The sequence below is a fragment of the Pseudomonas sp. LBUM1664 genome (genome assembly GCF_059695895.1).
In genome coordinates this window covers 5,304,012-5,318,041 of the sequence record NZ_CP166791.1, presented here as the reverse complement: position 1 = coordinate 5,318,041, position 14,030 = coordinate 5,304,012, and the positions used below count along the sequence as shown (strand labels likewise).

General features: G+C 61.6%; 12 protein-coding genes. 10 read left to right on the top strand and 2 right to left on the bottom strand.

Going from position 1 to position 14,030, the window contains the following annotated elements:
• Nucleotides 1-3 precede the first annotated feature (3 nt).
• From rng to tldD, 4 genes are read left to right on the top strand one after another with little or no spacing between them, the layout of a single operon-like run.
• Nucleotides 4-1,461, top strand: coding sequence for a ribonuclease G (gene rng, locus ACA047_RS24865; protein WP_497353914.1), 1,458 nt, complete (start codon nt 4-6; stop codon nt 1,459-1,461).
• Nucleotides 1,462-1,521: 60 nt separating this feature from the next.
• Nucleotides 1,522-5,322: a YhdP family protein gene (locus ACA047_RS24860; protein WP_497353912.1), complete on the top strand. Its 3,801-nt coding sequence runs from the start codon at nt 1,522-1,524 to the stop codon at nt 5,320-5,322.
• Between the two features lie 49 nt (nt 5,323-5,371).
• Complete coding sequence (locus ACA047_RS24855) at nt 5,372-6,235, top strand: carbon-nitrogen hydrolase family protein (RefSeq protein ID WP_497353910.1); 864 nt, start codon at nt 5,372-5,374, stop codon at nt 6,233-6,235.
• A gap of 5 nt (nt 6,236-6,240) precedes the next feature.
• On the top strand, nt 6,241-7,683 hold the full coding sequence (gene tldD / locus ACA047_RS24850) for a metalloprotease TldD (protein ID WP_497353908.1): 1,443 nt from the start codon (nt 6,241-6,243) through the stop codon (nt 7,681-7,683).
• A 144-nt stretch (nt 7,684-7,827) separates the two neighbouring features.
• Here the strand turns inward: tldD and yjgA are convergent, their stop codons facing one another.
• Nucleotides 7,828-8,352: a ribosome biogenesis factor YjgA gene (gene yjgA, locus ACA047_RS24845; RefSeq protein WP_497353906.1), complete on the bottom strand. Its 525-nt coding sequence runs from the start codon at nt 8,350-8,352 to the stop codon at nt 7,828-7,830.
• Nucleotides 8,353-8,460: 108 nt separating this feature from the next.
• Here yjgA and pmbA point away from each other — a divergent pair, with 108 nt between their 5' ends.
• The 6 genes from pmbA to ACA047_RS24815 all read left to right on the top strand — a co-directional run bounded on the left by pmbA (nt 8,461) and on the right by ACA047_RS24815 (nt 13,721).
• The gene (pmbA, locus tag ACA047_RS24840; protein ID WP_497353904.1) at nt 8,461-9,807 is read left to right on the top strand and encodes a metalloprotease PmbA; all 1,347 of its coding nucleotides are present in this window, start codon (nt 8,461-8,463) and stop codon (nt 9,805-9,807) included.
• Nucleotides 9,808-9,953: 146 nt separating this feature from the next.
• Nucleotides 9,954-10,349 (top strand): FagA protein, encoded by a 396-nt coding sequence (locus tag ACA047_RS24835; protein WP_497353902.1) that lies wholly within the window; start codon nt 9,954-9,956, stop codon nt 10,347-10,349.
• Nucleotides 10,342-11,718, top strand: coding sequence for a class II fumarate hydratase (locus ACA047_RS24830; RefSeq protein WP_497353900.1), 1,377 nt, complete (start codon nt 10,342-10,344; stop codon nt 11,716-11,718). The genes ACA047_RS24835 and ACA047_RS24830 overlap by 8 nt, the downstream gene beginning before the upstream one ends.
• 27 nt (nt 11,719-11,745) lie before the next feature.
• Nucleotides 11,746-12,186 (top strand): DUF2753 family protein, encoded by a 441-nt coding sequence (locus ACA047_RS24825; protein WP_497353898.1) that lies wholly within the window; start codon nt 11,746-11,748, stop codon nt 12,184-12,186.
• A 2-nt stretch (nt 12,187-12,188) separates the two neighbouring features.
• Nucleotides 12,189-12,800, top strand: a complete 612-nt coding sequence (locus tag ACA047_RS24820; protein ID WP_497353896.1) for a superoxide dismutase — start codon at nt 12,189-12,191, stop codon at nt 12,798-12,800.
• Nucleotides 12,801-12,830: 30 nt separating this feature from the next.
• The gene (locus tag ACA047_RS24815) at nt 12,831-13,721 is read left to right on the top strand and encodes a ZIP family metal transporter (protein WP_497353895.1); all 891 of its coding nucleotides are present in this window, start codon (nt 12,831-12,833) and stop codon (nt 13,719-13,721) included.
• 28 nt (nt 13,722-13,749) lie between these two features.
• Here ACA047_RS24815 and ACA047_RS24810 read toward each other — a convergent pair whose 3' ends face one another.
• On the bottom strand, nt 13,750-14,025 hold the full coding sequence (locus tag ACA047_RS24810; protein WP_497353893.1) for an HPr family phosphocarrier protein: 276 nt from the start codon (nt 14,023-14,025) through the stop codon (nt 13,750-13,752).
• Nucleotides 14,026-14,030 lie beyond the last annotated feature (5 nt).

Here is a 14,030-nt window from a genome sequence, read left to right as displayed (position 1 = left end):
GCCATGAGTGAAGAGATACTGATCAACATCACGCCGATGGAATCGCGCGTGGCGGTGGTTGAAAACGGTGTTCTGCAAGAGGTTCATGTCGAGCGCACGCAGAAGCGTGGCATCGTCGGCAATATCTACAAAGGCAAGGTAGTGCGGGTGTTGCCGGGCATGCAGGCCGCGTTCGTCGACATTGGCCTGGACCGCGCGGCGTTCATTCATGCATCGGAAATTTCCATGCGCGAAGGGCCGGCCGTGGAGAGCATCAGCGCGCTGGTCCATGAAGGCCAGAGCCTGGTGGTGCAGGTCACCAAAGACCCCATCGGCTCCAAGGGCGCACGCCTGACCACGCAGCTGTCGATTCCGTCGCGCTACCTGGTGTACATGCCGCGCACCGCCCACGTCGGCATTTCCCTGAAGATCGAAGACGAAGCCGAGCGCGACCGCCTCAAGCAGGTGGTCAGCGACTGTGTGGAAAAAGAAGGCATCAAGGAAGCCGGTGGCTTCATCCTGCGCACCGCGGCCGAAGGTGCCGGGGCCGATGAAATCCTCATGGACATCCGTTACCTGCGCAGGCTCTGGGACCAGATCGCTGCGCAGATCAAGACCATCGCCACCCCCAGTGTGATCTATGAAGACCTGGGCCTGGCGCTGCGGACCCTGCGAGACCTGGTCAGCCCCAAGATCGAAAAAATTCGCATCGATTCCCGGGAGACTTTCCAGAAAACCACTCAGTTCGTCGCTGAGCTGATGCCGGAAATCGCCGACCGTCTCGAGCATTACCCTGGCGAGCGACCGATTTTCGACCTGTACGGCGTCGAGGACGAAATCCAGAAAGCCCTTGAGCGCAAGGTGCCGCTCAAGTCCGGTGGCTATCTGGTGGTCGATCCGGCCGAGGCCATGAGCACCATCGACGTCAACACCGGGGCATTCGTCGGCCATCGCAACCTCGAAGAGACCATCTTCAAGACCAACCTGGAAGCGGCCACGGCCATTGCCCGTCAACTGCGCCTGCGCAACCTGGGCGGGATCATCATCATCGACTTCATCGACATGGAGCATGAAGAGCACCAGCGCCAGGTGCTGCGGACCCTGGAAAAACAACTCGAGCGCGACCACGCCAAGACCAACATCATCGGCATCACCGAGCTGGGCCTGGTGCAGATGACCCGCAAGCGCACCCGAGAAAGTCTCGAACAAGTGCTGTGCGAGCCGTGCAGCAGTTGCCAGGGCCGGGGCAAGCTCAAGACCCCCGAAACCGTGTGTTACGAAATCTTCCGCGAAATCCTCCGGGAAGCACGCGCCTACCAGGCCACCGGCTATAGAGTGTTGGCGAACCAGAAAGTGGTGGACCGCTTGCTCGATGAAGAGTCGGGTAACGTCGCGGAACTGGAAGCCTTTATCGGTCGCACCATTCGCTTTCAGGTGGAAACCATGTACTCCCAGGAACAATACGACGTGGTGCTGCTCTGAAGTGGCTTCTGATGTGGCGGGCCCGCCAATTGAATACCTTTGCCTGGGGAGCCCGCTGACATGGAGCGTCTGACACGCATGTTGGCTGCGTTGACTCGCTGGGGGCTGGGCCTGTGTGCGCTGCTGCTGGTGCTGCTGGCGTTGTATGTCAGCCTCGGTCGGGAACTGGTCCCGCTGGTGGCCGAATATCGCGCCGAGGTCCAAACCCGGGCCGGGCAAGCGCTAGGCATGCCTGTACAGATCGGTAGCCTCGATGGTAGCTGGAGGGCCCTGGCGCCGATTCTGCTGGCGCATGATGTGATGATCGGCGAGGGCCTCAATGCCTTGCATCTGGATCAGGTGCGAGCCGTGCCCGACTTGTGGGAAAGCCTGCTGGCGCGTCAGGTGCGCATTGCCCACCTGGAACTCAGCGGCTTGAAGATCAGCCTCAAGGAAGGCGCCGATGGTAAGTGGGCCTTGGAAGGCCTGCCGGTGCAGGACGATCAGCCGCTCGATCCACAGCAACTGCTTGAGCGGATACAGATGGTTTCGAAGCTGTCGGTGCTCGATAGCCAGGTGACCCTGCAGCCGTTGGACCAATCGCCGTTGACCCTGACCTATGTCGGCCTGAGCCTGCGAACCGGCGCCACCCGCCAGCGCCTGGACGCCCGCCTGACCCTGCCTGACGGCCAGCCCGTGGCGATCAACCTGCGCACCCGCATTCGCGCCAGCGACTGGAAAAATGGCCAGGCCGATGCCTACCTGAGCCTGCCGCAAAGCGACTGGTCCAAATGGCTGCCGAAACGCCTGACCCAACAATGGAATTTTTCTCAGATCAAGGCCGGCGGCGAGTTTTGGTTCAGTTGGGGTGAAGGCGCGGTGCAAAGCGCGGCCATGCGCTTGAACGCGCCAGAACTTCAGGGCGCTTACGCCGAGCGCAAGCCTGTGCAAATCCGCAATCTGGCCCTCAACGGGTATTTCCAGCGCAGCAGCCAAGGGTTCACCGCGACGTTCGACTCCCTGGCGATGAACCTGGGCGAGACCCGCTGGGAATCACGTCTGCAACTGCAACAGAGCAACGCCACCGAGAAGGCTGAAGAACTCTGGCATTTGCAGGCCGATCGCCTCGACCTGACGCCGCTCACGCCCTTGCTCAATGCCCTGGCGCCGCTGCCCGAAGGCGTCGCGACGACGATCGAGCGGCTCAAGGTGACCGGTGGCCTGCGTAACGTGTTACTGGACTACCGGCCGCAGAACACCGGTGATCAAAAAATCAGCTTCGCCACGAATCTGGACACCGTGGGCTTTGATGCCTATCGCGGCGCCCCGGCTGCGCGAAACGTCTCGGGCAGCCTCAGCGGCGACCTCGGCGGCGGCGAGTTGCGCATGGACAGCAAGGATTTTTCCCTGCACCTGGACCCGATCTTCGCCAAGCCCTGGCAATACTTGCAGGCCAACGCACGACTGACCTGGAAGCTGGACAAGCAAGGCTTCACCCTGGTTGCGCCATACCTGAAAGTGCTGGGGGAGGAGGGCCGGATTGCCGGCGATTTCCTGATCCGCCTGCATTTTGACCATAGCCAGGAAGACTACATGGACCTGCGGGTTGGCCTGGTGGACGGCGACGGACGCTACACCGCCAAATATTTGCCTGCGGTCCTGAGCCCGGCACTGGATGAGTGGTTGCGCACGGCTATCGTCAAGGGCGCAGTGGATGAGGGTTTTTTCCAGTACCAAGGTTCGCTGAACCACGGTGCCGAGGACACGGCTCACAGCATCAGCCTGTTTTTCAAGGTGCATGACGCCGAACTGGCGTTCCAGCCGGGCTGGCCTTCGGTCAGCAAGGTCAGCGGCGAGGTCTTCGTCGAAGACAGCGGTGTGCGAATCTTAGCGAGCCAAGGGCAATTGCTGGACACGCAAGTCAAGGACGTTTCGGTGAACATTCCCCACGTACCCAGCGGGCAGAGTGCTCATCTGCTGCTGGACGGTGGGTTTGTCGGAGGGCTGGGGGACGGACTGAAAATCCTCCAGACCGCGCCGATCGGTACGGCCGAGACGTTCGCCGGCTGGGAAGGCGAGGGCGATCTGCAAGGCAGCGTGAAGCTCGATATTCCTCTGGTAAAAGGTGAGCAGCCGAAGGTTCTGGTGGATTTCGCCACCGACAAGGCCCGCCTCAAACTCAACGACCCGGTGCTGGAACTGACCCAGCTCAAGGGCGACTTCCGCTTCGACAGCAGTAAAGGGCTGAGCGGCAAAGGCATCAGTGCGCGGGCCTTCGACCGCCCTGTGACGGCGCAGATTTTTGCCGAGGGCCGTGCCGGTGCGCTCAATACGCGGGTGGCCGCGTCCGGGCAGGTGGAGGTCAAGAAACTCACCGACTGGCTGAACGTTACCCAGCCATTGCCCGTGTCCGGGGTGATTCCGTATCAGTTGCAAGTGATCCTCGACGGGGCCGACAGCCGGTTGTCGGTCAGTTCCAGTCTCAAGGGCGTGACGCTGGACCTGCCAGCACCCTTCGGCATGGCCGCCGATGTCGGGCGCGACACGGTGTTTCGCATGACCCTGGAAGGGGAGGAGCGGCGTTACTGGGTCGATTATGGCGACCTGGCCAGCTTCACCTACGCGGCGCCGAGCGGGAAGATTGCCGATGGTCGCGGCGAGTTGTTGCTGGGGGACGGCGATGCTGTTCTGCCTGGGGGCAAGGGGCTGCGATTGCGTGGGACGCTATCGGAGCTGGACGTGAGTCCGTGGCAGGATCTGGTGAACAAATATGCCGGCCAGGATCCGGGCGGCAGCGCCAAGCAACTGCTCAGCAGTGCCGATCTGAAAATCGGCAAGCTCACGGCCATGGGCACGACGCTGGACCAGGCTTCGGTGCAACTCGACCGCAAGCCGGGTGCCTGGAACATGCAGCTCGACAGCCAGCAGGCCAAGGGCAGCGCCAGCCTGCCAGACGCCAAGGCCGCACCGATTGGTATCAAGCTTGACTATGTGCGCCTGCCGGCCGCAGACCCGACGGTTCAGGCCGATGAAAACGCACCCGACCCGCTGGCGTCGGTCGACCCCAGCCAAATTCCAGCGATGGATATTTCTATCGACCAGTTATTCCAGGGACCTGATCTCATCGGTGCCTGGTCGTTGAAGGTGCGCCCCACCGCCAAGGGCATCGCGCTGAACAATCTGGACATGGGCCTCAAGGGCATGGTTTTGAACGGCAGTGGCGGCTGGGAAGGTGTACCCGGTTCCACCACCAGTTGGTACAAGGGCCGCATCAGCGGCAAGAACCTGGCCGATGTGCTCAAGGGGTGGGGCTTCGCACCGAGCGTGACCAGCCAGGAGTTCCACATGGATGTCGATGGCCGCTGGCCTGGCTCGCCGGCGTGGGTTGCCACCAAACGCTTTTCCGGCAGCCTCGATGCGTCGCTGAACAAGGGCCAGTTCGTTGAGGTTGAAGGCAGTGCCCAGGCGTTGCGAGTGTTCGGGCTGTTGAACTTCAACTCAATTGGCCGGCGCTTGCGCCTGGACTTCTCCGACCTGTTCGGCAAGGGCCTGAGCTACGACCGGGTCAAAGGGTTGCTGGTGGCGAGCGATGGTGTATACGTAACCCGTGAACCCATCGTCCTGACGGGGCCGTCGAGCAACTTGGAACTCAACGGAACGCTGGACATGGTGGCCGACCGGGTCGACGCCAAGCTGCTGGTGACGCTGCCGGTGACTAACAACCTGCCCATTGCCGCGCTGCTTGTCGGCGCACCGGCGGTGGGTGGGGCGCTGTTTCTGATCGACAAACTGATCGGTGACCGCGTGGCGCGTTTTGCCAGCGTAAAATACGACGTCAAAGGCCCGTGGAAAGAGCCGAAGATCACCTTCGACAAGTTCTGACAGGCGATGCGCTCCCACAGGCAAACGATGCAAAAAGTGAGGAAGCACCATGCCAGTGGCAGTGATTCAAATGGTCAGCCAGAGCGATGTGCTCGCCAACCTGGCGCGTGCCCGTGTGCTGCTGGAACAGGCTGCCGCCGGCGGCGCCAGGCTGGCGGTGCTGCCTGAGAATTTCGCGGCCATGGGCCGGCGGGACGTCGCCGACATCGGTCGTGCCGAAGCCTTTGGTCAGGGACCGATCCTGCCCTGGTTGAAACAGGTCGCCCGCGACCTCAAGTTATGGATAGTGGCTGGCACGTTGCCGCTGCCGCCAGTGGACCAGCCCGAGGCGAAGGTCCATGCCTGTTCGTTGCTTGTCGACGATCAGGGCCAGATAGTGGCGCGCTACGACAAGCTGCACCTGTTCGACGTGGACGTGGCGGACAATCGAGGGCGCTATCGCGAGTCTGATGACTATGCTTATGGCAGCAACGTGGTGGTCGCCGATACACCCGTAGGACGGGTTGGCCTGACGGTCTGTTATGACCTGCGTTTCCCCGAGCTGTACAGCGAATTGCGGGCAGCGGGGGCTGAGCTGATCACGGCGCCCTCGGCGTTTACCGCGGTGACCGGCACCGCCCATTGGGAGGTGCTGATTCGCGCCCGCGCCATCGAAACCCAGTGCTATGTGCTGGCTGCCGCCCAGGGCGGGGTGCATCCGGGGCCACGGGAAACCTTTGGCCATGCCGCGATTATCGACCCGTGGGGTCGTGTGCTCGCGCAACAGGATCAAGGTGAGGCCGTGCTGCTGGCCGAGCGCGACAGCAGTGAACAGGCGTCCATCCGGGCGCGCATGCCGGTGGCCAGCCATCGGCGCTTTTTCTCGCAGGGCGCCCGACAGCGGCCTGTCCAAGACGACGAATTTAAGGCGTAAAACATATGAGCGGGTTGTTGTCCTCAGTCAGTGAACATCTTTTAGCTCCCGGCGGCGTGACCATTGAAAGCCTGCAAGGCGTGCTGGGCGACCTGGCCGGCCCGGGCATCGATGCCGCCGACCTGTATTTCCAGGGGCAGATCTCCGAGTCCTGGTCGTTGGAAGACGGCATCGTCAAGGAAGGCAGTTTCAACCTTGACCAAGGCGTGGGCGTGCGTGCCCAGTCCGGCGAAAAAACCGGTTTTGCCTACAGCAACGCTATCACCCTCGAAGCCCTGGGTGCCGCAGCCCGTGCAGCCCGTTCGATTTCCCGCGCCGGGCAGAACGGCACGGTCCAGGCCTTCAGCAGCCAGGACGTGGCCCAGCTGTATGCGCCGGACAACCCGCTGGAGGTCATGAGCCGCGCCGAAAAGGTCGAACTGCTCAAGCGCATCGACGTCGCCACCCGCGCCCTCGACCCGCGTATCCAGCAAGTGTCGGTGAGCATGGCCGGGGTCTGGGAACGGATTCTGGTGGCGTCTACCGACGGCGGCCTGGCGGCGGACGTACGGCCGCTGGTGCGGTTCAACGTCAGCGTGATCGTCGAGCAGAACGGTCGCCGTGAACGTGGCGGTCATGGCGGTGGCGGGCGCACCGATTATCGTTATTTCCTCAGCGAAGACCGTGCCATGGGTTATGCCCGCGAAGCGTTGCGCCAGGCGCTGGTCAACCTTGAGGCGATCCCGGCCCCGGCCGGTACGTTGCCAGTGGTGCTCGGTTCCGGCTGGTCCGGCGTGCTGCTGCACGAAGCGGTGGGCCACGGTCTGGAGGGCGATTTCAACCGCAAGGGCAGTTCGGCCTACAGCGGGCGCATGGGTGAAATGGTTGCCTCCAAACTCTGCACCATTGTCGATGACGGCACCCTGGCCGGGCGTCGCGGTTCTTTGAGCATCGATGATGAAGGCACTCCAACCGAGTGCACCACGCTGATCGAGAACGGCGTACTCAAGGGCTACATGCAAGACAAACTCAACGCCCGGCTGATGGGTGTGGCCCGCACCGGCAACGGCCGCCGCGAGTCTTACGCGCATCTGCCGATGCCGCGCATGACCAACACCTACATGCTGGGTGGCCAAAGCGATCCGGCGGAAATCATCGCCTCGGTGAAAAAAGGCATCTACTGCGCCAACCTCGGCGGCGGCCAGGTGGACATCACCAGCGGCAAATTCGTGTTCTCCACCAGCGAGGCCTACCTGATCGAAGACGGCAAGATCACCGTGCCGGTCAAAGGTGCGACCCTGATCGGCAATGGACCGGAGGCGATGAGCAAGGTGTCGATGGTCGGTAACGACCTGGCGCTGGACAGTGGCGTGGGGACTTGCGGCAAGGACGGCCAATCGGTACCGGTGGGTGTCGGTCAGCCGACCCTGAAGATCGATGCGATTACCGTGGGTGGCACGGGCGCATAAGGATGCACACGATCCGTGTAGGAGCTGTCGAGTGCAACGAGGCTGCGATCTTTCCCCTGACGCTTGAGTCTCAAGCGAAAGACCAAAGGATCAAAAGATCAAAAGATCGCAGCCTGCGGCAGCTCCTACAGGACCGGATGAAACTCAGCGCAGGCCGCGTTGAGTCTCGTCCAGCTCACGGATGTATTTGAAGATTTTACGGCTCGAGGCCGGTGGCTTGTTTTGCGCCAGTTCGTGCTGGGCCTGACGGATCAGGGAACGCAGTTGCTGACGGTCGGCCGTCGGGTAGTCGATGACGAATTTTTCCAGCACGCCGTCATCGCCTGCGATCAAGCGATCGCGCCAGCGTTCCAGGCCATGGAAGCGTTCGTTGTACTGCCGGGTGGAGGCATCGAGTTGATCGAGCAGAACCAGAATGGCGTCAGTGTCCTGATCGCGCATCAGTTTGCCGATGAATTGCAGGTGCCGTTTACGCGCGATATTCGCGGTGTGCTTGGGCGCATCGGCCAGGGCCCGGCGCAAAGCGTCGGTCAGAGGCAGTTTAGCCAGCAAGTCAGGCTTGAGTGTTGTCAGGCGCTCGCCGAGGTCAACCAGAGCATGCAGCTCGCGTTTGACCTGGGATTTGCTTTTTTCACCCTCGTAGAGGGAGTCGTCGTAAGAATCAACCATGGTGGCAGTCCGCAAAGAAACGCCGCCATGATAACCAGTCGGGGGCCGCTTGTCCGGCCCGGTCGCTCGAAGGCCATTACCGAGAGCAGAATTTGAGTGGAGAACACCATGAGTGCAGTTCAGAGCGTCGGTCCGCAAGCGTTGCCGGCCCTGCAGGAGCAAGTCGAGCAGATCATCGCCGAAGCCAAGCGACAGGGCGCCAGTGCGTGTGAGGTGGCGGTGTCCCTGGAGCAGGGGCTGTCGACGTCGGTACGCCAGCGTGAGGTGGAAACCGTCGAATTCAATCGCGACCAGGGGTTTGGCATCACCTTGTACGTAGGCCAGCGCAAGGGTTCGGCCAGTACCTCGGCCAGTGGTCCTGAGGCGATTCGTGAAACCGTTGCCGCGGCTCTGGCGATTGCCAAACACACCTCCGAAGACGAATCCTCAGGCTTGGCCGATGCTGCGCTGATGTGCAAGGAACAGCGGGACTTCGACCTGTTCCACGCCTGGGACATCACCCCAGAACAGGCCATCGAACAAGCGCTGCGCTGTGAAGCGGCGGCGTTCGATACCGACAGTCGGATCAAGAACGCCGACGGTACTACCCTCAATACCCACCAAGGCTGCCGGGTATATGGGAACAGCCACGGGTTCATCGGCGGTTATGCCTCGACCCGTCACAGCCTCAGCTGCGTCATGATCGCCGAAGCCAACGGCCAGATGCAGCGTGATTACTGGTACGACGTAAACCGTCAGGGCACATTGCTGGCGGACCCCGTGAGCATTGGCCAAAAAGCCGCGCAACGGGCGGCCAGCCGTTTGGGCGCGCGGCCGGTGCCAACCTGTGAAGTGCCGGTGCTGTTTTCTGCCGAGCTGGCCGGTGGGTTGTTCGGCAGCTTCCTGTCGGCGGTGTCCGGCGGCAACCTGTACCGCAAGTCGTCCTTCCTTGAAGGCGCGCTGGGCCAGAAACTGTTCCCGCAATGGTTGACCATCGACGAACGTCCGCACCTGATGCAAGCCATGGGCAGCTCGGCCTTCGATGGCGATGGCCTGGCGACCTACGCCAAGCCGTTCGTGGAGAGCGGCGAGCTGGTGTCCTACATCCTCGGCACCTATTCGGGCCGCAAACTCGGCATGCCGAGCACCGCCAATGCCGGTGGCGTGCACAACCTGTTCGTGACCCATGGCGAAGAAGACCAGACCGCCTTGCTGCGACGCATGGGCCGAGGCCTGCTGGTGACCGAGCTGATGGGCCATGGTCTGAACATGGTCACCGGGGACTATTCCCGTGGCGCGGCGGGGTTCTGGGTCGAGAACGGCGAGATTCAGTTCCCGGTCCAGGAAGTGACCATCGCCGGTAACATGCGCGATATGTTCAAGCAGATCGTGGCCGTAGGGAACGACCTGGAACTGCGCAGCAATATCCGCACCGGCTCGGTGCTGATCGAGCGGATGACGGTGGCGGGTAGCTGACCTTCATCGCCATAAAAAAGGCGCGTCATCCGCTGGGATGACGCGCCTTTTTTGTGTTCGCAAAAACCTCCTGTGTTCCTCACTAAGCTTGTGTTGGTTCTTATTATCATCTAATAATGAATCTCATTCGCCGAGTGAGCCCGGTCATGAGTTCTTCCCTGCACGAGCAACCTTACCTTGAAACCTGGCGCTGGATGAGCCGCCAGATCCGCTGTGCGATGAGCCCGGATGAGCCGCGGCTGATCGAGCACTACCTGGCCGAGGGTCGCTATCTGGTCTGCTGTACTGCCACTTCGCCGTGGATGATTGCCGAAACCACCTTCCGCTTGCTGCTCGATACCGCCTCGGATGTCGCGTTGCCCTGGCACTGGCGCAACCTCTGCCTCGACCAGGCCTGGCGCCCATTGCGCGACCTCGAACGTCAATCGCTTTGCCGCTGCCGTCTCAAGCGCTGGCAGAGCCATGCCTGGGCACTGGCGACCTGTGCCCTGGAACCGTCGATTCCTCTTATTGAACTGGTGCAAGGATTCCCCGATGAGTAATACCCGTATCGAACGCGACAGCATGGGCGAACTTCAAGTCCCGGCGGACGCCCTCTACGGTGCGCAGACCCAGCGTGCTGTCGATAACTTTCCTGTCAGCGGCCAGCGCATGCCGGCGCAGTTCATTCGCGCCTTGATCCTGGCCAAGGCCGCCGCCGCCCGCGCCAACGTAGAGCTGGAACAAATTAGCGTGGCCCAGGGCAAGGCCATCGTCGATGCGGCCCAAGGGCTGCTCGAAGGTCATTTCATGGATCATTTCCCGGTGGATATCTTCCAGACCGGTTCTGGCACCAGTTCCAACATGAACGCCAACGAAGTCATCGCCACCCTTGCCAGTCGTCTGCTGGGGGAGGCGGTCAACCCGAACGATCACGTCAATTGCGGCCAGAGCAGCAATGACATCATCCCCACCAGCATCCACGTCAGCGCCGCGCTGGCCTTGCATGAACAATTATTGCCAGCGCTGAAACACTTGGTGCAGGTGATCGAGCGCAAGGCTGAAGAGGTTCACCCGTTCATCAAGACCGGCCGCACCCATTTGATGGATGCCATGCCGGTGCGTTTGAGCCAGGTGCTCGACGGTTGGGCGCAGCAGCTCCAGGCTAATATCGGCCACTTGCAGGACCTGCTGCCAAGCCTGCAGTCCCTGGCCCAGGGCGGTACTGCAGTCGGCACAGGGGTCAATGCCCATCCGCGATTTGCCGAGCTGTTCTGCCAACAACTGACCCAACTGACCCAGGTGCAATTCACGCCAGGCAAGAATCTGTTCGCTTTGATCGGCTCCCAAGACACCGCCGTGGCGGTTTCCGGGCAGCTCAAGACCACGGCAGTGTCGCTGATGAAAATCGCCAACGACCTGCGCTGGATGAATTCAGGGCCGCTGGCGGGGCTGGGAGAAATCGAACTTGAAGGCCTGCAACCGGGCTCTTCGATCATGCCTGGCAAGGTCAACCCGGTGATTCCTGAAGCCACCGCGATGGTGGCGGCCCAGGTGATCGGCAATGACACGGTGATCACCATCGCCGGTCAGTCGGGCAACTTTGAGCTGAACGTGATGCTGCCGATCATCGCCCAGAACCTGCTGAGCAGCATCACCCTGATGTCCACGGCCAGCCGGTTGCTGGCGGACAAGGCCATCGCCACATTCAAGGTCAACGAGACCAGGCTCAAGGAAGCGCTGTCGCGTAACCCGATCCTGGTCACGGCGCTGAATCCGATCATCGGTTACCAGAGAGCCGCTGAAATCGCCAAGAAGGCTTATCAGCAAGGCCGCCCGGTCATTGATGTCGCCCTGGAACACACCGATCTGACGCGCAGCGAACTGGAGGTCCTGCTGGACCCCGAGAAGCTCACCGCCGGCGGCGTGTAACCCCGACACCTGTGTGGAGGACTCATCATGGAACACTGGAAACGCACGATCGAACGGGCCAATCGCTGTTTCATGCTAGGCGAGCTGGTGGACGCCCGCGAAGCGTATCTGCAAGCGCTGGCGTTGGCCCAGGTGCTGTTTGAGCGCTGGGCAGACGCCGACGAAGCCGTGGCCGCCTGTGTCGTGTCCCATCACAACCTGGCGGATTTGCACTTGCGCCTGAACCAGCCGGAGGAGAGCGCCGAGTACCTGTGCGCCATCCACCAACGGTTGTTGCAGGCCCTGCAGGACGAGCGTCTGGCACCAGCCCTGCGTGCTGCCGCGATGCGTCAGAGCCACAAGACCTACGTCGAACTGCTGAATTTCATCAGTGAGCACGGTGAGTACCCGCGCACCCAACGCCTGTTGCACTGCAATGCCGCTGCGCCCCGGCATCGCAACGCCCCTCTTCATCACGGAGTTCATTGAAAATGGCTTTTACCTTGCCTGCGTTGCCTTACGCCTACGACGCCCTGGAACCGCACATTGATGCGCAAACCATGGAGATCCACTACACCAAGCACCACCAGACTTACATCAACAACCTGAACGCCGCGGTGGATGGCACCGAATACGCCCAATGGCCCGTCGAAAAACTGGTGGCCAGTGTGGAGCAATTGCCGCAAAGCCTGCGGGCCGCAGTGATCAATCAGGGCGGTGGTCATGCCAACCATTCGTTGTTCTGGGAGGTCATGGCGCCCCAGGGTGGCGGTCAGCCTGAGGGTGCACTGGCCGCAGCGATCGAGGCGCAACTGGGCGGCATCGAACGATTTAAAGAAGCCTTCACCAAAGCGGCGCTGACCCGTTTCGGCAGCGGCTGGGCCTGGTTGAGCGTGACCCCGCAAAAGACCCTGGTGGTGGAAAGCAGCGGCAACCAGGACAGCCCGTTGATGAATGGCAATACACCGATTCTGGGCCTGGACGTGTGGGAACACGCTTATTACCTGCTGTATCAGAACCGTCGTCCGGAATACATCAATGCCTTCTACAACGTGATTCACTGGCCGGAAGTGGCACGGCGCTATCAGGCTGCGCTGGCCTGAGCCCTTCATAAAAACAACCCAAGGCTGACTATGGATACTCAAACACTGGCGATAGGAAGCGGGCGGATGTTTCGCTACGCCTTGGGTTCGCTGTTGCTGTTGGCTGGGATGACATTACTGGCGGCGCAGGGCCTGGCTTGGCTGGACTTGGAGCCCAAGCTGCTGCGTGCGCTGCAGGGCGGTGGTCTTTGTGCCTTGGGTACGGCGTTAGGCGCCGTGCCCGTGCTGGTCATCCGGCGCATGCCCCAGGCCGTGAGCGATTCGCTGCTGGGCTTCGGTGCCGGGGTGATGCTCGCCGCCACTGCATTTTCGCTGATCGTGCCGGGGATTGCCGCCGCCGAGCAGTTGGGGCTCACGCCTTGGGCGGCCAGCGGCCTGATCAGCTTCGGCATCCTGCTAGGCGCTTTCGGGCTGTACTTGGTAGATCGCAAGGTGTCCTCTACGCCAGAAAGGCTGGTAGAGGTACCTGGGCGTTTGATGATCGCGCCGCGGATCTGGTTGTTCGTGTTTGCCATTATTGCCCACAACATTCCGGAAGGGATGGCCGTCGGCGTGTCGGCGGGCGGCGGCATGCCCGATGCCGACAGCCTGGCGATGGGTATCGCTTTGCAGGATGTACCTGAAGGATTGGTGATCGCACTGGTGTTGGCCACGGCCGGGATGTCGCGGGTCAAGGCGTTCCTGATTGGCGCCGCGTCTGGGCTGGTCGAGCCAGTGTTCGCGCTGCTATGCGCCTGGCTGGTAAGCCTGGCCGAACTGCTGTTGCCCTTGGGGCTGGCGCTTGCGGCCGGGGCGATGTTGCTGGTGGTGACCCATGAGGTCATTCCCGAATCCCGTCGCAACGGTCACGAGAAGCTGGCGAGCCTGGGGTTGCTGGTGGGGTTTTGTTTGATGATGGTGATGGATACGGCGTTGGCCTGATAGTCGAACAGAGCAACAGGGGGTGGGGTTATCCACCTTCGTCGAAAAAGTTGTTGATCAGGGCCTTCAGCGCATCCATTGCTTCTTGTGCCTGCTCACCTTCAGTTTCCAGGTAGATCTTGGTGCCCTTGCCGGCGGCGAGCATCATCATCGCCATGATGCTTTTACCGTCGATCGTGGACTCCGGCGTGCGGCCGACTCTGATGCTGGTGTCCTTGAACTGGCCTGCAACCCCGACGAACTTGGCCGACGCACGGGCATGCAGACCCAGCTTGTTGATGATTTCAATTTCCTGAGCAGGCATCGCGA